At 32.6% G+C, this 18,113-nt stretch carries 15 protein-coding genes; 8 read left to right on the forward strand and 7 right to left on the reverse strand.

Going from position 1 to position 18,113, the window contains the following annotated elements; translation table 11 throughout:
• Nucleotides 1-10: 10 nt before the first annotated feature.
• Entirely contained in the window at nt 11-754 is a 744-nt protein-coding gene (locus tag N4A35_10405; GenBank protein ID MCT4581818.1) for a response regulator, read from the reverse strand.
• Between the two features lie 182 nt (nt 755-936).
• Here N4A35_10405 and N4A35_10410 point away from each other — a divergent pair, with 182 nt between their 5' ends.
• The 5 genes from N4A35_10410 to N4A35_10430 all read left to right on the forward strand — a co-directional run bounded on the left by N4A35_10410 (nt 937) and on the right by N4A35_10430 (nt 8,239).
• Nucleotides 937-3,186, forward strand: coding sequence for a TonB-dependent receptor (locus tag N4A35_10410; GenBank protein ID MCT4581819.1), 2,250 nt, complete (start codon nt 937-939; stop codon nt 3,184-3,186).
• Nucleotides 3,183-3,644 carry a thioredoxin family protein gene (locus N4A35_10415; protein MCT4581820.1) on the forward strand — a complete coding sequence of 154 codons (462 nt, stop codon included), beginning with the start codon at nt 3,183-3,185 and terminating at the stop codon, nt 3,642-3,644. The genes N4A35_10410 and N4A35_10415 overlap by 4 nt, the downstream gene beginning before the upstream one ends.
• A 169-nt stretch (nt 3,645-3,813) precedes the next feature.
• Nucleotides 3,814-4,902, forward strand: a complete 1,089-nt coding sequence (locus N4A35_10420; GenBank protein MCT4581821.1) for a mannose-1-phosphate guanylyltransferase — start codon at nt 3,814-3,816, stop codon at nt 4,900-4,902.
• 14 nt (nt 4,903-4,916) lie between these two features.
• Nucleotides 4,917-7,322 (forward strand): penicillin acylase family protein, encoded by a 2,406-nt coding sequence (locus N4A35_10425; GenBank protein MCT4581822.1) that lies wholly within the window; start codon nt 4,917-4,919, stop codon nt 7,320-7,322.
• A gap of 122 nt (nt 7,323-7,444) precedes the next feature.
• A complete protein-coding gene (locus tag N4A35_10430) occupies nt 7,445-8,239 on the forward strand; it encodes a hypothetical protein (protein ID MCT4581823.1) in 795 nt (264 codons plus the stop codon).
• Between the two features lie 436 nt (nt 8,240-8,675).
• Here the strand turns inward: N4A35_10430 and N4A35_10435 are convergent, their stop codons facing one another.
• On the reverse strand, nt 8,676-10,004 hold the full coding sequence (locus N4A35_10435; GenBank protein ID MCT4581824.1) for a 1-acyl-sn-glycerol-3-phosphate acyltransferase: 1,329 nt from the start codon (nt 10,002-10,004) through the stop codon (nt 8,676-8,678).
• Between the two features lie 10 nt (nt 10,005-10,014).
• Complete coding sequence (gene pheT, locus N4A35_10440) at nt 10,015-12,456, reverse strand: phenylalanine--tRNA ligase subunit beta (GenBank protein MCT4581825.1); 2,442 nt, start codon at nt 12,454-12,456, stop codon at nt 10,015-10,017.
• Between the two features lie 257 nt (nt 12,457-12,713).
• On the opposite strand from pheT, the gene N4A35_10445 reads away from it, so the two are divergent.
• Entirely contained in the window at nt 12,714-13,124 is a 411-nt protein-coding gene (locus N4A35_10445; protein MCT4581826.1) for a BrxA/BrxB family bacilliredoxin, read from the forward strand.
• Nucleotides 13,125-13,186: 62 nt separating this feature from the next.
• Here N4A35_10445 and N4A35_10450 read toward each other — a convergent pair whose 3' ends face one another.
• The 4 genes from N4A35_10450 to N4A35_10465 all read right to left on the reverse strand — a co-directional run bounded on the left by N4A35_10450 (nt 13,187) and on the right by N4A35_10465 (nt 16,721).
• Nucleotides 13,187-14,017, reverse strand: coding sequence for a PorT family protein (locus N4A35_10450; GenBank protein MCT4581827.1), 831 nt, complete (start codon nt 14,015-14,017; stop codon nt 13,187-13,189).
• 107 nt (nt 14,018-14,124) lie between these two features.
• Nucleotides 14,125-14,742: a recombination mediator RecR gene (recR, locus tag N4A35_10455; GenBank protein ID MCT4581828.1), complete on the reverse strand. Its 618-nt coding sequence runs from the start codon at nt 14,740-14,742 to the stop codon at nt 14,125-14,127.
• A gap of 91 nt (nt 14,743-14,833) precedes the next feature.
• On the reverse strand, nt 14,834-15,112 hold the full coding sequence (locus N4A35_10460) for a DUF427 domain-containing protein (protein MCT4581829.1): 279 nt from the start codon (nt 15,110-15,112) through the stop codon (nt 14,834-14,836).
• 64 nt (nt 15,113-15,176) lie between these two features.
• The gene (locus N4A35_10465; GenBank protein ID MCT4581830.1) at nt 15,177-16,721 is read right to left on the reverse strand and encodes a YdiU family protein; all 1,545 of its coding nucleotides are present in this window, start codon (nt 16,719-16,721) and stop codon (nt 15,177-15,179) included.
• A gap of 101 nt (nt 16,722-16,822) precedes the next feature.
• Here N4A35_10465 and N4A35_10470 point away from each other — a divergent pair, with 101 nt between their 5' ends.
• Both N4A35_10470 and N4A35_10475 read left to right on the forward strand, forming a co-directional pair.
• Nucleotides 16,823-17,740, forward strand: a complete 918-nt coding sequence (locus N4A35_10470) for a hypothetical protein (GenBank protein MCT4581831.1) — start codon at nt 16,823-16,825, stop codon at nt 17,738-17,740.
• On the forward strand, nt 17,737-18,066 hold the full coding sequence (locus N4A35_10475; GenBank protein ID MCT4581832.1) for a hypothetical protein: 330 nt from the start codon (nt 17,737-17,739) through the stop codon (nt 18,064-18,066). The genes N4A35_10470 and N4A35_10475 overlap by 4 nt, the downstream gene beginning before the upstream one ends.
• Nucleotides 18,067-18,113 lie beyond the last annotated feature (47 nt).

Consider the following 18,113-nt stretch of genomic DNA (forward strand, 5'->3'; position numbering starts at 1 on the left):
CGCTATAATTTTATGTAACAATAGCTTCAAAGCCTTCGATTCTACCCCTAGCTAACTTTGCTTTGATATCATCCTCTAATGTGATGGTAAGATCACTTTTATTAAGTGTTTTGATGTGAGTTAAATTGATCATCCATGCTCTGTGCGTACGAAAGAAGTTAGATTCTTCAGGAAGAACAGATTCGAAATACTTTAAGTTTTTACTAATTGTTATTTCTTTGTTCTTTTTTAAATAAACTTTACTGTATGAACCGTCAGCTTCAATAGCAATAATATCTGAAAGGTTTAAAACTCTTCTATTCCCGAGTTCAGGAATGACTATTTTGTTGATTTTTTTTTCTTTTATCGATTTTAAAAGTATTTCATAATCAACAGTTTGTTTTTTTAAATGCTGTTGTGCTGCTACTCTTTGTATGGCTGTTTTTAAACGGTTTCTATCAATAGGTTTGACTAAGTAATCAATAGCATTAACCTCGAATGCTTTGACTGCATATTGATCAAAAGCTGTTACAAAAATGATGTCAAAAGTAATGGATTCGAAAAAGTTAACAATTTCATAACCAGCATAGTTTGGCATCTGAACATCTAGAAAAACAAGTTGTGGATTTAATGCCTTAATATTTTCTACTCCTTCTTCGAGGTTTGAACAGGTCTTGATAATGTCTACCTCTGGATGAAGCCGTTGAATGAGATTGGCTAAAACATTTCTAGCATGTTTTTCATCATCCACTATTATTGCTGTTATTGGTTCCATTGCGTGATTTTTATTTCAGAGCTTTTAACGTCAAATTGTAATTGCTAACAAAAGTAAAGCAAACTTCTTGTTGAAAAACAAACTATTTTACCAATTGCCAATTTAGTTTGTGAATTATTTTTGATGGTTTGTTGAAAATAATTTTTAGCTTTGTCTAAAAATTAAAAATAGACAAGACTAAAATGAGGGTTTCATTAGCTTTAATTACGTTATTTTTTGTAGTCAATAGTATTGGTCAAGCTACTATTACAGGAAAAATATTAGATGAGTATGACCAAGGGGTGAGTTTTGCCAATATTTTTGATAGTATCTCTAAAGGAGGTACTTCGGCAGACGTTCATGGAAGTTTTAGCTATAAGAGTAGTGCTGAAACTGTTGTTTTAATGGTGTCGGCTATTGGTTATCAGACTAAACCTGTAAGATTAAGTGTTACAGAAGATACATCAATAGTCATTACTTTACAAGAAATCGAAGCGCTTGATGAGGTTGTTGTTAGTGGAACATTGACCCCTATTTCAAAAAGAGAGAGTCCGATATCAATAGAGGTTTATTCTTCAAAATTTATAGAAAAAATACCAGTTTCTGGATTATTTGAAGCGACTCAAAATATTAATGGTGTACGCCCTCAAATTAATTGTGCTGTGTGTAATACTGGAGATATTCATATCAATGGAATGGAAGGTCCATATACTATGATAACGATTGATGGGATGCCATTAGTAGGTGGTTTATCGTCTGTATATGGATTACAAGGAATCCCCACAAGTTTAATCCAACAAATGGAGGTTGTAAAAGGTCCAGCTTCGACATTGTATGGTTCTCAAGCAGTCGCAGGGTTGATTAATGTGATTACCAAAAATCCAGATGAATCTCCAGATTTTTCATGGGGAACAAACATTTCCAGTTGGAGAGAATTACAAACAGATTTTAGCTTTAAATATAAGTTGGGAAAGACTGTTTCAAATTTTGGAGCAGATTATTTTAATTATACTTTACCAATAGATAACAATGGAGATAATTTTACAGATTTAACACAAAAGCACAGGATTTCATTGTTTAATAAAATTGATTTTTACCGAAAAAAAGATCGAGAAGCTTCAATACTTGCTCGTTACCTTTATGAAGATCGATGGGGAGGAGAAATGCATTGGAATCCAAATTTTAGAGGAGGTGATAGTATCTATGGAGAATCAATTTATACCAATCGTTTCGAGGTTGTAGGGAAATACCAATTACCTATAAAAGCGCATGTTATTTTCAGTGGATCTTATAGTAATCACACCCAAAACTCTTTTTATGGAAATACTTCATATAATGCTTTACAGCAGATTGCCTATGGACAGTTAGTGTGGGATAAAAATTGGAATTTAAAAAATACATTTGTTACAGGGCTAGTTACTCGATATGAGTATTACGACGACAATACTTTTGCAACACAATCAACAGATTCTATTAACCCTGTTAATGCTCCTAACAACGATCTTTACCCAGGTTTCTTTTTTCAAAATACAACAGAGGCTAGTGAAAAGTTAAAGGTATTAAGTGGAGTAAGGTTTGACTATCATAAAAAACATCGATTAATCTTTACGCCAAGGTTAAACTTTAAATATACACCAACCCCTAAATTAACAGCACGTTTAGGTTATGGAAATGGATTTAGAGTCGTGAATGTTTTTACAGAAGATCACGCTGCATTAACAGGGGCTAGAACAGTAGAATTTACCAATAATCTTAATCCAGAAAGATCACACAATGGTAATTTTAATTTAGAGAAAAAAATCACGACAAAATGGTCTTATATCACATTGGATGCATCAGCTTTCTATACTTATTTTTCAAATAAAATAATTCCCGATTATGATACTGATCCTAATAAGATCATTTATGATAACCTCAAAGGAAATGCTGTCTCAAAAGGAATAGCCTTAAACGCTCGTTTACTTTTTGAAATTCCACTAACGGTTAATGTTGGAGCGACCATTATGGATGTATATACCAATGAAATTGATGATGCAGGTAATACAGTAAAATCCCCGCAATTATTGACAGAAAATATTACAGGAACTTGGGCCATATCCTATAAGTTTGCTAAACCAAATTTATCGATAGATTATACTGGGAATTTATATGGACCGATGCATTTACCTGTTTTTGAAAATGACTTTAGAGCAGATAAATCACCATTTTTTAGTATTCAGAACATTAAGTTGACCAAAAGTTTTAATAAGGGTTGGAAAGTTGCTTTAGGAGTTCAAAACTTGTTAAACTTTACTCCGCCTGCTTATTCAATAATGAGAGCATTTGATCCTTTTGATAAAAATGTGGGGGTAAATAATCCTAATAATTATACTTTTGATGCAGCCTATGTATATACCTCTTTTCAAGGAATTACAGGTTTTGCAAGTTTACGATACGAGTTTACAAAAAAATGAAAAGAATAAGAATCATCATTTTTATAGTTATGAGTGGCTATGTTTCTTCCATTGTTGCTCAAGATCAAATTCAGTGGGTCGTTTTTGAGGATTTAAATGATTCGTTGAGAGCCAATCCTAAAAAAGTAATGATTAAAATAGAAACCAGCTGGTGTGGGTATTGTAAATTGATGGAGAAAAAAGTCTTTAACCATAAAACAACCTATAAAAGACTGAACGATGATTACTATTTTGTTCGTTTGGATGCCGAAGCAACTCAACCAATAGTATTTAGAAATAAGCAATTTCAACCAGCATCTAAAAAAAGAGGAAAGCATCAGTTGGCAATAGCATTAAATGGTCCTGAAAATCCAATTTCTTTTCCTGCTATTGTGGTTTTAAACGCTAATTTAGAGCTAGAAAAAAGGCTCAATGGATATTTAAAAAGGAGACATTTTTTATTGTGGCTTGCAGCTTGATCGAGTTGATGATTAAGATAATTCCCTTTATCGACTAAAATAATCAAGCTATTTGCTATAACTTTTATTACATTTGTTGACTTAGTCAATTTTTGAGGCTTAAAAGCTGTCAGTTTCTTAGTTGAATAAAGACAAAATTTTAAGTTAAAAAAATAGAAAATAGCGGTATATGAACAATTATTTAGTAATAATGGCAGGAGGTATTGGCAGTCGTTTTTGGCCAATGAGTAAATCCAATTTTCCTAAACAATTCCACGATGTCTTGGGGGTAGGAAAAACATTATTACAAATGACAGTAGAACGATTTGAAAACATCTGTGCTATTGAAAATGTTTATATTGTCACAAATGAGGATTATCTAGACTTGGTAAAAGAACAATTACCAGCATTAAAAGAAGAACAAATACTACTAGAGCCAAGCAGAAAAAACACGGCACCTTGTATTGCTTATGCTTCTTATAAAATCTATGCTAAAAATCCGGAAGCAAACATTGTTGTAGCTCCTTCTGATCACCTTATTTTAAAGCAGGAAGAGTTTGAACGTTCAATTAATTTGGCGTTGGAACAATCCAAACAAGATGATTTATTAATCACATTAGGAATTAAGCCAAGTAGACCTGATACAGGTTATGGTTACATTCAGTTTTGTGAAGCAGAAAAGAGTATCTCATCAGAAATTAAAAAAGTAAAAACCTTTACGGAGAAGCCCAAATTAGATATGGCTAAACAGTTTCTCGAAAGTGGAGATTTTTATTGGAACTCTGGGATGTTTATTTGGTCTGCTAAGAGTATTATAAAAGCTTTTGAAACTCATTTAAACGATATACATGTATTGTTTAATAATGGTTTAGCTTTATTTAATACTCAAGAGGAACAAGCGTTTATAGAGGATGTTTATCCACAATGCAAGAGTATTTCGATTGATTTTGGTATCATGGAAAAAGCTAATAATGTATTAGTTCTTTTAGCAGATTTGGGCTGGAGTGACCTAGGAACCTGGGGATCTTTATATGAACATATTGATCTTGATGAACGAAAAAATGCAGTTGTAGGAGAAAAAGTCTTAACATACGATTGTAAAGATAATATCATTATGATGCCTGATGACAAACTGGTTGTTATAGAAGGGTTGATGGATTATATTGTGGTGGAAAGTGAGCAGACATTGCTAATTTGTAAGAAACGCAATGAACAAAAAATAAAACAGTTTGTAAACGATATTAAAGCCAATAAGAATATTGGGAATGAATTTATTTAATAGAATTTTGAACTGTGAACTTTAAGAAAATTTTAAAAAGAATAGGGGTCTCTCTATTCATTCTTGCTGTATTGGGAGTTATTACCGCTTTCTTTTATAGTAGTTACTTAAAAAATAGAGCTTTACCTGACTATAATTTATCGGTAGAATTGGCATTAACAGATTCTGTTGAGGTGTATCGAGACCGTTTTGCTGTACCACACGTTTATGCTAAAAATGAGTTGGATTTATATAAGTCTGTAGGTTATTTAACTGCTCAGGATCGATTATGGCAAATGGATTTATTGAGAAGAGTTACACAGGGAAGGGTTTCTGAGGTTGTTGGTGAAAAAGCGATTAAATTTGATGTACTCATGCGTTCGCTTCAGTTGGATAAAAAGTCAGCTGAAATTATTGAAAATTCTAGCGACTCTCTACTTCAGATCTTACAGGCTTATGCAGATGGGGTGAACCTTTATATACAAGATAATAAAGGAAACCTTCCACAAGAATTTGCTATTCTAGGCTATGAACCAGAAGAGTGGAAGATGAACCACTCTGTGAATTTGATTGGCTATATTGCTTGGGATTTGACTCCTAATTATAAAGCCGAAATCATATTAGAGCGAATCAAAAGAAAATTAGGGACTGATTTAGCCCATGAATTTTTACCAGAAGCGAATACCAATGCTGTGGTTTTTCCAGAGTTTAAGTATCAAGAAACTACAGCTTTATCTTGGTACAACGTATTGGAGGATTATTCCAATATTATAGATGAGCTAGGTTTAACTGTTTTTTCAGCAAGTAATAATTGGGCTGTATCTGCTCAAAAAAGTCAAACAGGTCAGGCAATGTTGGCTAATGATATGCACTTAAAGTTTGGCTTACCAGGCATTTGGTATCAAATTCATGAAGTGGTTGAAAATGAACTGAATGTTACTGGAGTCCTTTTACCTGGGCAACCTTTTGTAATATCTGGTCATAATGATAGTATAGCTTGGGGGCTAACGAACCTTAGGGTAGACAACATCGATTTTTATGAAGAAAAAGTTAGTTCTACAGATACTACAAAGTATGAATTCAATAAAGATTTAATTCCTCTTACTTTTCAAGAAGAAGTGATTAAATATAAAGGGAAAGAAAAGGTTGTTAATGTAAGGTATACACACCGTGGTCCAATTATCTCTGACTGGACAGACTTAGGAAATGAAAAAGCAATCTCTATGAAATGGGTTGGTTCTCATTTATACAGTAGCGAGGTTAAAGGAATCTGGCAATTAAATCATGCGAATAATTGGGATGATTTTTCAAATGCATTGAAGGAATTTGGAGCGGTGAGTCAGAATGTTAATTATGCTGATACCAAAGGAAATATTGGAATTAAAACTTGCGGAGGTGTTCCGATTAGAAAAAAGGGAAAAGGAAGTTTTGTTGCCCCTGGATGGGTAGGTGACTATGATTGGAAAGGCTATGTGCCGTTCGATTCTTTGCCTGTTTCATATAATCCTAAAACTAATTTTGTAGCTTCTGCCAATAATAAAACGGTAGATGATGCTTATCCATACTATATTAACCGTTGGTTTTGTACACCCTATAGAATGGAGCGTATTAGTGATTTTTTAATGGAAAAGGAAAAAGTTTCCATAACTGATTTTAAAGACTTACAAAATGATTATCAATCTACTTTTGCTGAAAAATTTATTCCAAAAATCATTGCTGCTTTATCCCAAAAAGACCTTTCAGCATTTGAATTGGAAGTTTTAGGCCTTTTAAAAACATGGGATTATAATTTGGTATCTGATAGCCCCGAAGCTTTGGTTTTTGAAAACTTTTGTATGGCATTTTTAAAAACGGTTATCCAAGATGAGCTAGGAGAAGATTTATATGTTCAGTTTTCATCAAATGGTGCGATTACACCTATTATGGTTCATAAGCTTTCTAATAATCATACACTCGCTCTTTTTGATGATATTCATACAACACCAAAAGAATCATTTGATGATTGTGTACTTCATGCTTATCAAAAGGCTTTAGAATCGATTAAAAGTGCCTATGGCGAAAATGTAGCACAATGGAAATGGGGAAATCAACATCAGCTTACTATTCAACACCCATTAGGGAAAGTAAAGGCGTTAGATTTGATCTTTAATTATAATTCTAAAACAGTTCCTGTTGGAGGAAGTTTTCATACTGTATCTCCTTATTTTTATAGTTATAACGAAAATGGGGTAGTTAAGAATGGGGCATCACACCGACAAGTATATACAGCAGGAGATTGGGACAATTCCTTTTCTATTTTACCAACCGGAAATGTTGGTTTAAGTGAGAGTATTCACTATTTGGATCAGTTTAACTTATACATTGAAGGGAAGTACCATCCTGACTATTTTTCTAAGGAAAAAATAGTTGCTAATACCGCTTACAAAACAGTTTTTAAATAAAAATCATTAAAGTTAAACCTTAAAAAAATGATTTTTGTCATTTTAAGTGATTGTAGAGCAACAAGTTAATTAAAAAATCGTATTTATTTTTAACTTTGGTCTAGGTGTTTTGTGGCCTAATTATGAATAACATTCGAATAATATTGATCATATTGACTTTGTTTGTTACGCATTTAATGCGTGGTCAAGAAGTGATTATTTTGGAAGGAAAATACCAAAGTAGGAATATTTTCGTTGCCAATAGTCCCACAGCAAACGGGATAGGGTTTTGTTCTTTTGAAGTTCGGGTTAATGACAATTTGGTTACAGATGAGGTGAACACAAGAGCTTATGAAGTTGATTTATCGGTTTTTAACTTGGAAATTAATGATCCTGTAACGATAGAAATTAAGCATAAAAAAGGCTGCGTTCCTAAGGTCCTAAACCCTCAGGCTCTTCAAGCTAAACCAACATTTAATTCTAAGAGCATTGCCATCTCTGAAGAAGGAATATTAACCTGGGAAACAACAGATGAACATGGCGTTTTACCTTATTATATACAACAATATAAATGGAATAAATGGGTAGATGTAGGAGAAGTAAAGGGAACAGGTGAGGCTAAATTGAATACTTATACCTATCAGGTCGATTTTGTATATGGTGAAAATAAGTTTAGAGTGGTGCAAAAAATCGATGAACAACGCTTTAGAAAAACCAAAACAGTAACGATTGTATCGGATAGCCCCAAACTTAATTTTGTCTACAATAAAAAAAATAAAAAGGTCATTTTCTCTAATACTACAGCATACGAAATTCACGATAAATTTGGACAATTAGTAATGAGAGGGTACAACTCTCAAGCCGATGTAACGCACCTTACTAAAGATGATTATTATATCAGTTTTGATAATGTCACTGAGGTACTGGCTAAGCGATAGAAATGTTCAAACCAATTTTATTATTTCTATTTTTTGGGAGTTTGTTTTCCTGTAAGAATGAAGACCAACGAAAAATGTCTAGAGAAGTTATATTTATTGACGGCTCTGATAACACAATTGATACATCTTCAGGAGCAACAGCATTAGGAAGCCTTGACAACCTAAAAACAAAAGATAATAATGAGCACTAAAAAAATAATCTGGATTCATTTCTTAAGTTTTATGATCTTAAGTACTGTTTTATTTTTTTCTGCTGAGAAAATTTTGACTACTTATCTACCAGATGAACATAACGTTATCCTATGGATGGGCTTGATCATTTATGGTACGCTATTTCTCTTTTTATTAACCCTTTTATCTTTGGGAAGTATTTTGATTTATAGAAAAATAAAGAACAGATTAAACCAACCGTAACCTTTTAAATACGATCAAAGAATTATATCAAATCTAGTAAATATGCCCTGTTTTCCTTTACCGTTTTAAATTCAGGCGTTTTACTTAAAGCATTATACCTGATTTTCCCTCTAGTTTTTAAGAAGATTTTCCAGTAGTTCCAGCTAAAGATGGCTGAAATAGGTAGGGTTGCTAAATACAAAACCCAAATATAATCGTCAGTTAACCAAGCAACAATAACGGTTTGAAAGGTCCAAAAAAGCTTAAAAAAGAGCACGCCAAAGGCCATTTTAAATGACCCATGAAATGTTTTGTCTTTAATTTTTGAATTGACAAACCAAACAGGAATTTTATAGGGAATGTAATTGTTTAACATTCCATAAATGTGGAAAGGAAGTCCAATAATTAAACCCAATACAGCTAAAAAGATCCCTCCAAAACTGTATTTTTCTTGATTAAATAACCAATATTTTAATCCTTTTTCTTTTGTATAATCGATTACAGATTTTGCTTTTTGGTTGAGTTGTTCTGCAACAGAAGAATCTTTTTCTATTGTATCTTCTATCTTGGCAATAAACTGCTTTTGAGCTTTAAACTTAGAGTATAGGGTGTCTCCCGATTCATTGGCTGCATGATTAATCTGTTCAGGAAATAAGAATAACATTTCATGAATTGCTTCGTAGTAGTCCATTTTACGAACATCTAGCATTTCTTTGCTCATTCCTTTTCGAACTTCAGCCATGATGGTATCAATGGCTTTGTTTTCATTTTCAGCACGCAGGTCGTTATAATCGTTTAATCGAATAGGTTCTCCAAAATTGATTAAAAACTCAGATTGAAAACCATCATAAACACTATAATTTAGTCCTACAGGAATGATGTGAATGTCTAATTCGTTATTGTATTTATCATCAGCACCATAACCGATTCTTACTAACCCCTTTTTTAAGGGACGTAACGATTTTTGACCATTATGGTTTCCTTCTGGATAGATGATAATGATGTTATTCTTTTTCAGTAAGTCATAACATTCATTGAATGTTGGTTGGTTTCTTTCTACTGTATTTCCTCCATCACGTTGACGATAAATAGGCAACATGTAGATGCTACGAAATAACCAATTTAAAAATGGTTTTTGGAAAATATCGGCACGTGTTAGATAGTACGTATTATGCTTTCCAGAAACAGTTGTTAGAATTGGATCTAAGAACGCGTTTTGATGATTGGTTGCAAACAAAATAGGTTTTTCACCATAGGGTACAGTTTCTATTTTATGGGCTTCATGCTTTCTATAAAAAGTATTAATACCTATTTTAACAAATAAGTAACCATAAATATATGTTCCCGTCCAATTTTTAAACCTCCCTATCATAATCGAAAACTTATCTTAATTCTGCATTTAATTGATCAATGATTGATGCTTGTATTTTGTGCATAACCTTGTCGATTTCCTTATCTTTTAAGGTTTTATTTTCGTCTTGTAATTTAAAACGAACAGCATAAGATTTTTTCCCTTTTTCCATGTTTTTCCCCTTGTAAACATCAAATAGAGAAACCTCTTTTAATAACTTACGATCACATTTTTTAGCTATTGTTTCAATTTCTTCAAAAGTAATATTATCGTCTAATAATAAAGACAAGTCTCTTTTAACTGCTGGGAATTTAGTCAGTTCTTTAAACTTAACCTTATTCATTACAATTAAGCTTAAAACAACATCCCAATTAATTAAGGCCACAAATACATCGTTTCTTAACCCAAAATGGCTTTTAATGTCTTTTCTAATCCAACCAATATCAGCTACTTTTTTCTTCGCAATTTTATAGGTTAAACCATCTTCTAATAAAGGGTTATCTGTAGCAGTAGTGTTGCCATTCTTAAAAATACCTAAGCGGTTTAATAACCCTTCGGTTATCCCTTTAATATTGTAGAAACTTACTTTCTCATTATTTCCATTCCAAACCTCTTCCTGAACGTTTCCACTAATAATAATTGATAAATGCTGCTCTTCGTTAAATCCACTTTCAAACTTTTGATATACCTTACCAAATTCAAAGAGTTTTACATTCTCAGAACCGTGATTTTGGTTTAAACGAACAGCTTCTAGACCGTTAAATAAAAGTGTTTGGCGCATGACATCCAATTCAGAACTTAACGGATTAAGCATTTTAACAGAAAACTCTTCTTTAATGTTGTCACTTTTAGCTACAGCAACATAATCGGATTTTGTTAAAGAATTGGACATGGCTTCAAAATAACCAACACTTGATAACCAATCAGAAATGTAGTTTTGGTGCTTTTCTTTATCTAATTGTGGTCGGTAGGATAATGAAGTATTTAGTTTTTCAGGAATAGGAACATTGTTAAACCCATAAATTCTTAAGACTTCCTCAGCAATATCAGCTTCACGTTGTACATCTACTCTGTAGGCTGGTACTTCTAAATCTAAAGTTGCCCCATTTGAAGCCATAACTTTAATCTCTAAATACGATAAAATAGCCTCAATCTCATTTTCCTTAAAATCAACGCCACATAACGTTGAAATTCGATCTTTATTTACGGAGAATTTAAAATTTTCAATTGGGTTAGGGTAGATGTCTGTAATTTCAGAAGCAATAGTACCTCCAGCAATTTCTTGAATCAATAAAGCTGCTCTTTTTAACGCTTCAACAGTAAGATTAGGATCGATTCCTCTTTCAAAACGGAAAGAAGCATCTGTATTTAAACCATGTCTTTTTGCTGTTTTTCGAACACTTACAGGGTTAAAGTAGGCACTTTCTAAAAACACATTCGTTGTTTCTTCTGTAATACCAGATTTTAGTCCACCAAAAACACCTGCAATACACATCCCCTCTTTAGCGTTATTGATCATTAAATCATCTTGGTGTAGGGCACGTTCGTTTTCATCTAATGTTGTAAATTGAGTATCAGCAGCTAATGTTTTTACCACAACTTTTTTTCCTTCAATTTTATCTGCGTCGAAAGCGTGTAATGGTTGCCCATATTCATGTAAAACAAAGTTGGTGATGTCTACAACATTATTAATAGGAGCCAAGTCAATAGCTTTTAAACGGTTTTGCAACCACTCTGGAGATTCTTCTATTTTAACACCACTAATCGAAACACCACAATAACGTGGACAAGCTTCAGTATTTTCAACTTGAACTTCGATGGGTAAATTGTTGTTTTGAATTTTGAAATTAGAAACATCAGGCCAATTCAATTCAGTATCTTTTGTTGCAATACCTTTAAATTTAAAAGCGGCTAATATGTCTCTTGCAACTCCAATATGCCCCATTGCATCAGCCCTGTTGGGTGTTAAACCAATCTCTATTTGCGTATCTTTTTCAATTTTAAAATATTCTGGAGCTGGAGTTCCAGGCACAGCATCATTGTCTAACACCATAATCCCTTCGTGTGCTCCTCCAAAACCTATTTCGTCTGGCCCACAAATCATCCCCAGCGATTCTACTCCTCTAATCTTTGATTTTTTAATTTTAAAAGCTTCCCCTTCTGCTGTATATAAAGTTGTTCCAGGTACTGCAACAACAACCTTTTGTCCTACAGCTACATTGGGTGCTCCACAAACAATTTGTTGTGGTTCTCCCCCTACATTTACTGTGGTTACATTTAAACGATCAGCTCCTGGATGCTTTTCTTTGGTTAATACTTCACCAATAACTAAGCCCTCAAGCCCTCCTTTTATACTAACATGGTCAGCTGTTTTTTCGACTTCCAGCCCTGTATCTGTTAGGATTTCAGCAACAGTAACAGCATCTAAATCTGTAGAAATATATTGTTTAAGCCAATTGAATGAAACTTTCATATTCTTATTTTAAAAAAATCGTAGCTGCAAAAATAGTTTTTTATCTTGACTATTACCAATGAAGTTGTTTAAAGTCCCTTTTTAATCAAGCATCCTTTTCGTTTACATAGTATAATGGACAATTGTTCTTAATTTGAACTAGAACAGTTTTGAAGAAAAATAAAGAATTTCATTAAATTAACAAATGAAGCTCTTTAGAATGATTCTAAAATCGCTATTTTTGTAAAGCGTAAATTTAAAAATTAAAGAAATAGAATATGTATCCACCAGAATTAGTAGCCCCAATGAAAGCAGAGTTAGTAAACTCTGGATATGAAGATGTAACAACAACCGATACTGTTGATCAGTATTTAAATGGAGAAGGAACTACTTTTGTAGTGATTAACTCTGTTTGTGGTTGTGCAGCATCAAATGCACGTCCTGCAGCTAAAATGGCTAAAGAAAATGCTAAAACACCAGATAACTTTATTACAGTATTTGCTGGTGTTGATGGTGAGGCTGTAAACCAAGTAAGAAAGTACTGTTTACCTTATCCTCCATCGTCGCCAAGTATGGCCTTATTTAAAGACGGTCAATTAGTTCATTTTGTTGAAAGACATCATATTGAAGGGGTTTCTGCAGAAATGATTGCGGAAAATATCACCGCTGCTTTTGATGAATTTTGTTAATTAAAGCACTAAAATAAAAAAGCCAATCTTCAATAAGATTGGCTTTTTTTATGCTTTTAATTTTATAAACTTCCAAAGGTTAAACCTACAGTAAAAGGTGTAAGCGTTGGTGCCTTATTATCTTCAAATAATGAAGTAAATGAGTAACGGCCAAATAACCCAATATCTCCAAAAGAGACTCTTGCAACAGCATCCAGCTTAAAAGGATTAACATTGTAATCATCCCTTACTTTATTTTTATACTTGGTTCCATCAACAGCATATTTAGATTTTGTTAATGCACCAATATTATAACCAGCAATAGCTCCTACTTGTACATTTACCACTTTTTTATCTAAGTTTCCTAATCTAAATCCTAATAGTACGGGCACCTGTAAGTAGGTTGTTCTTAATTTATACTTATCGTAGGTTACAGAACTGTCTACCACAAACAGTACGGTGTCGTTTTGAGTAGAAAGCATTTGTTGTTTATCTTTAAAGTGGTATTTATTCCAATCTAATCCAATTCCTGGCGAAAAATAAACACGTTTATTAAATAAATCTAGCCCTCTAAGCATAAAGTCAAATCCTAGAGATTTTGAACGGCTATAATCCAATTCCATAGCTTGATATGGAGAGGGTAACCCAATTTGATTATTGTGTAAATAACCATTTGCTCCAATGTGGAAAGTTCCAACCATTGCCCACTCATCATCTTCTTCCTCGTCTGCTTTATCGATATCTAAAGAGTCTAAAAAGTCTTCTTCATTATCTGAAATGATGATGATTTTGGTTTTTCCCAACATGATTTTTGAAGTATCAGCAGGCTGAGGTGAATTTGTTGTATCTGTTTGAGCCAAGAATGAAATGAGTATAAAACTCATAATGGCCGTTAAAAAGTATTTAGTTTTCATATCGTTTGTTTTAAAAAATTGTTCAGTTTTTCTCGTACGATTTGATGGTAAGACGATAAAGCTTTCATTTTGTTACACAAAAAAATAAAATAGTTGTTGATGGAGTTTTATTTCGAGAGGCTGCTTTCAAATAAAGAGCGGTGCAATATCGAACGGCCCAATGTAATTTCATCAGTATATTCTAATTCATTTCCTATTCCTATTCCACGAGCGATAACACTTACTTTTACATTAGCTTCACTCAATTTTCTAAACAAATAAAAATTGGTCGTATCTCCTTCCATAGTGGCACTTAATGCCAAGATGACTTCTTTTACTTCCTCTTGAAGGGCTCTAGCTACTAATTCTTCAATGTTTAAATCGTCTGGACCTATTCCATCCATAGGAGATATTATTCCACCTAAGACGTGATAATAACCGCGATATTGTTGTGTCGATTCTATAGCTAAAATATCTCGAATATCTTGTACTACACAAATTAACCCTTTATCTCTGGTTTCATTGGAGCATATATGACAAAGTTCTGAATCGGAAATGTTAAAACATTGTTTACAAAAATTTATTTCATTTCGCAGTTTAGAAAAAGAATCGGAAAATTGCTGAACTTCTTCTTTACTTTGATTGAGTAAATGCAAAACCAAACGAAGCGCGGTTCTTTTACCTACACCAGGTAAAGAAGCCATTTGTTCTACAGCATCATTCAACAATTTTGATTTAAAATCCATGTTCTTAACGAATTGATGTACAAATGTAGACTATTTTTTAGAGGCAATAGTGGGTGTTGAAAAAATGTTTGAAACGTTTAATTGTTGATACTTATTGAACCTCCACACCTCTCCAAAAAGCGACATAACCTTCAATAGACTTCGCCAATTGTGAGGTTTTAGGATAATACCAAGCAGCATTTTCATTGGTTTTACCATCTACAACGATATGATAATAAGAAGCTTCTCCTTTCCAATGACAAGTAGAATGTAAATCACTTTTGATAAAAAATTCTTGTTTGATAGCATCTGCTGGAAAATATTGGTTGCCCTCAATATTAATGGTTTGATTACTTTCTGCGATTACTGTATTATTCCAAATGGCTTGCATAATGAATGATATTTAGTGGATAAAAATGTTATTGATTAGTCAACAAATTATTTATTCCTGACAATTATGAACTACATGAAAGCATTGAACAACCTATTTTTTCATCTGCCCATTTTGGTCGTTTGGCAAACCATTTTTCATGTTCTGGTTGCTCAGCATAAGGTTGTTTTAATAATTCAAACAATTCATTAATTAAATCATAGTTTCCTTTTTCGGCAGCCTCAATTGCCAATTGCGCCATGTAGTTTCTTAAAACATATTTTGGATTAGTCGAATTGATACGTTCTATTCTACTGTCTTCATTGATGTTGCGAATCCTTTTAGCATATTTTGATAACCAGTTTTTCCATTTATTTTGATGTGTTTCAAAAAGTTCTTTGGTGAGGTAACTATCGTTCTCAATTACGGAAAGATGTGACGCTATATGTTCTTGATCGAAACGATTAAGGTTTCTAAAAAACAAGGTCATATCAATAGCACTTTCTTCTAACAGTTGCTGTAATTCTTCAATTAATGCTCCATCGGTATCCTCTTGGTTAGCTATTCCAAGTTTGGACAACATCATTATAGAATACGCTTCTTGAAATTCGATCTTAAACGTTCTAAGGATCTTTTTTAAAGCATCTACATCCTCTATTAAAGGATATAAAGCATTAGCCAATTGAGTCAGATTCCAAAGCGCGATAGGGTATTGATTTCCAAATCGATATCTACGTAGGTCTTTATCGGTAGTATTGGGGGTCCAATTCGGGTTGAAATCTTCTAACCAACCATAAGGCCCATAATCAATGGTAAGCCCTAAAATAGAGAGGTTATCTGTATTCATTACGCCATGTACAAAACCAACACGTTGCCAATGTAATATTAAGGTTTTAGTACGGTTTACTACCGCTTTAAAGAATGCTAAATAAGTTGCTTTTGATGGCTTTCCCAAATGCGAATAGTGTTCTTGTATCACAAAATCTGTTAGTTTTTTGAGCGTTTCTTTGTCTCTTCTAGCAGCAAAGATTTCAAAACTTCCAAAACGAACAAAAGAAGGGGCTACTCGAGCTACTATTGCTCCTAATTCTTCTTTTGGATTACCGTCATATAACATATCTCGTACCACTTTATCGCCTGATAAAGCTAAAGATAATGCTCGTGTAGTGGGGATTCCTAAGTGATGCATTGCTTCACTACAAAGGTATTCCCTTATAGATGAACGGAGTACAGCAAATCCATCTGCTCCTCGTGAATAAGGAGTAGGACCAGCTCCTTTTAGTTGTATCGTTAATTTATTAGTTTGATGCTCTATCTCAGCAATATTGATTGCTCTTCCGTCTCCTAATTGTCCTGCCCATTGTCCAAATTGATGCCCACCATAACACATCGCAAAAGGTTTAGATGCTGCTAGAATAGTTGCGCCACTTAAAAATTCTGTTAGCTCAGCTGTAGAGCTATTTTCTAGACCTACAGATTGTAATACTTCTTTGCTATGATGGATTAATTCTGGCTTAACAGGTGGTTTAGGATGGACAAAAGAATAACAAGCATGGTGAACTTGACGAGAATAATTTTCAGTATTTTTTTCTCCAGGTAGTTGTTCAGTAAAAGTATTGGTTATTTTCAACGGTTTTGAATTTGGTTAGGTTAAAGGTAAGTAAATATGTTCTTAAAATAGATACTTTAGATTTATTAACTAACTTCGTAAGTGGACCCTTAGAAATTAGAATGAGATTAAACCATATTAAAATTTACTTTATTCTTTTTTTACTACTTAGTTGTAACAATCAAAAAGAAAATTATTCCTATAATGGAGAAGATTTAATACAATTAGAGAAAGAAATTAAAGTTGATTCTTCATTTTACTTTAGTAACATTTTAATTACTGAACCAAAAAGTATTTCATGTAAAAATGGAGAATTAATATACAAAGACATTTATATTTTACACAATCTGATTGAAGATATTAATTTTGAAATTAAAGAGAAGCCTTTAAGGTTAATACCATTTAAATTTAATGAAATGGGTGAGGAGATTGAAAGTAAATATACCCTAAAATATATTCTAGTAAATAGTGATTCCGATCTAAAAAAGTACTCTAAAAAAGACAAAGTTAAATTAAAGAAAGTTAACGGCCCTTTTTGGATTATAAATCAAAGTGATAAAAATATAAAAATTGATGCAGAATTATCTTTAGATAGTATAATAAAACTTGCTAAAGAGATAGAATATAAGCTACCTATAAATTGTGAAATAGATTCTACTATTGTACAGTACCCTACAACTATATGCTATTTAAATAATGAAATAAAAAAAATTATTGAAACAAGACACTTAGATTATACTAGTTTTGATACAATTTCAAAATCAAAAACTGTAACACATAGAATTATTTATTTGATAAATAATCAATATTCTTTAGTCTTACACCCTATTTTTGAATCTCCGGAAATTATAATTGATAAATGGAACTGGAATAAAATCGTTATAAAAAATGATGAAGTAATACAATATAAAACAAAAGATTTTAATAATCATAAAGGTGCATTTTTAAGTAAAAAATCATCTCGTTTTATAAATGCTCAAAACTATTACCCAATAAGAATTGAACGTCTTTTAAATAAATATAATAAACAATCAAAATGAAAAAAAACATCACATTACTAATCCTTGGATTAACATTATTTTTAACAAGTTGTGTCAACAAAACTCCGTTAACTGAAGCGCAAAAAGTATATGCGGGAAAATGGGTCACTAATGATGGGACTTGGCTACAAATTTTTAACAACGGAGGTGGAAATTTCGAACAGAGCAATTCTAATGTTACTGGTGGTTCAGTTAAAATTGAAGGGCATGTTATAGAAATTAGTTTAATGGGAATTTCTAGTCAATATGCAATCCAAAAAGAGCCTTATCAGGAAGATGGTGTTTGGAAAATGAAATTAAACAACAGTATTTACATTAAACAATAAAAGAAAAGGCTTCTACATTAGAAGCCTTTTTTAATTATAATAGAAAT

Source organism: Flavobacteriales bacterium, assembly GCA_025210295.1.
Taxonomy (GTDB): domain Bacteria; phylum Bacteroidota; class Bacteroidia; order Flavobacteriales_D; family Parvicellaceae; genus S010-51.

Excerpts from the sequence above, each read along its gene's own strand:
- N4A35_10405 (MCT4581818.1), bottom strand. The coding sequence starts at position 754 with ATGGAACCAATAACAGCAATAATAGTGGATGATGAAAAACATGCTAGA.
- N4A35_10410 (MCT4581819.1), top strand. The coding sequence starts at position 937 with ATGAGGGTTTCATTAGCTTTAATTACGTTATTTTTTGTAGTCAATAGT.
- N4A35_10415 (MCT4581820.1), top strand. The coding sequence starts at position 3,183 with ATGAAAAGAATAAGAATCATCATTTTTATAGTTATGAGTGGCTATGTT.
- N4A35_10420 (MCT4581821.1), top strand. The coding sequence starts at position 3,814 with ATGAACAATTATTTAGTAATAATGGCAGGAGGTATTGGCAGTCGTTTT.
- N4A35_10430 (MCT4581823.1), top strand. The coding sequence starts at position 7,445 with ATGAATAACATTCGAATAATATTGATCATATTGACTTTGTTTGTTACG.
- N4A35_10435 (MCT4581824.1), bottom strand. The coding sequence starts at position 10,004 with ATGATAGGGAGGTTTAAAAATTGGACGGGAACATATATTTATGGTTAC.
- pheT (MCT4581825.1), bottom strand. The coding sequence starts at position 12,456 with ATGAAAGTTTCATTCAATTGGCTTAAACAATATATTTCTACAGATTTA.
- N4A35_10445 (MCT4581826.1), top strand. The coding sequence starts at position 12,714 with ATGTATCCACCAGAATTAGTAGCCCCAATGAAAGCAGAGTTAGTAAAC.
- N4A35_10450 (MCT4581827.1), bottom strand. The coding sequence starts at position 14,017 with ATGAAAACTAAATACTTTTTAACGGCCATTATGAGTTTTATACTCATT.
- recR (MCT4581828.1), bottom strand. The coding sequence starts at position 14,742 with ATGGATTTTAAATCAAAATTGTTGAATGATGCTGTAGAACAAATGGCT.
- N4A35_10460 (MCT4581829.1), bottom strand. The coding sequence starts at position 15,112 with ATGCAAGCCATTTGGAATAATACAGTAATCGCAGAAAGTAATCAAACC.
- N4A35_10470 (MCT4581831.1), top strand. The coding sequence starts at position 16,823 with ATGAGATTAAACCATATTAAAATTTACTTTATTCTTTTTTTACTACTT.
- N4A35_10475 (MCT4581832.1), top strand. The coding sequence starts at position 17,737 with ATGAAAAAAAACATCACATTACTAATCCTTGGATTAACATTATTTTTA.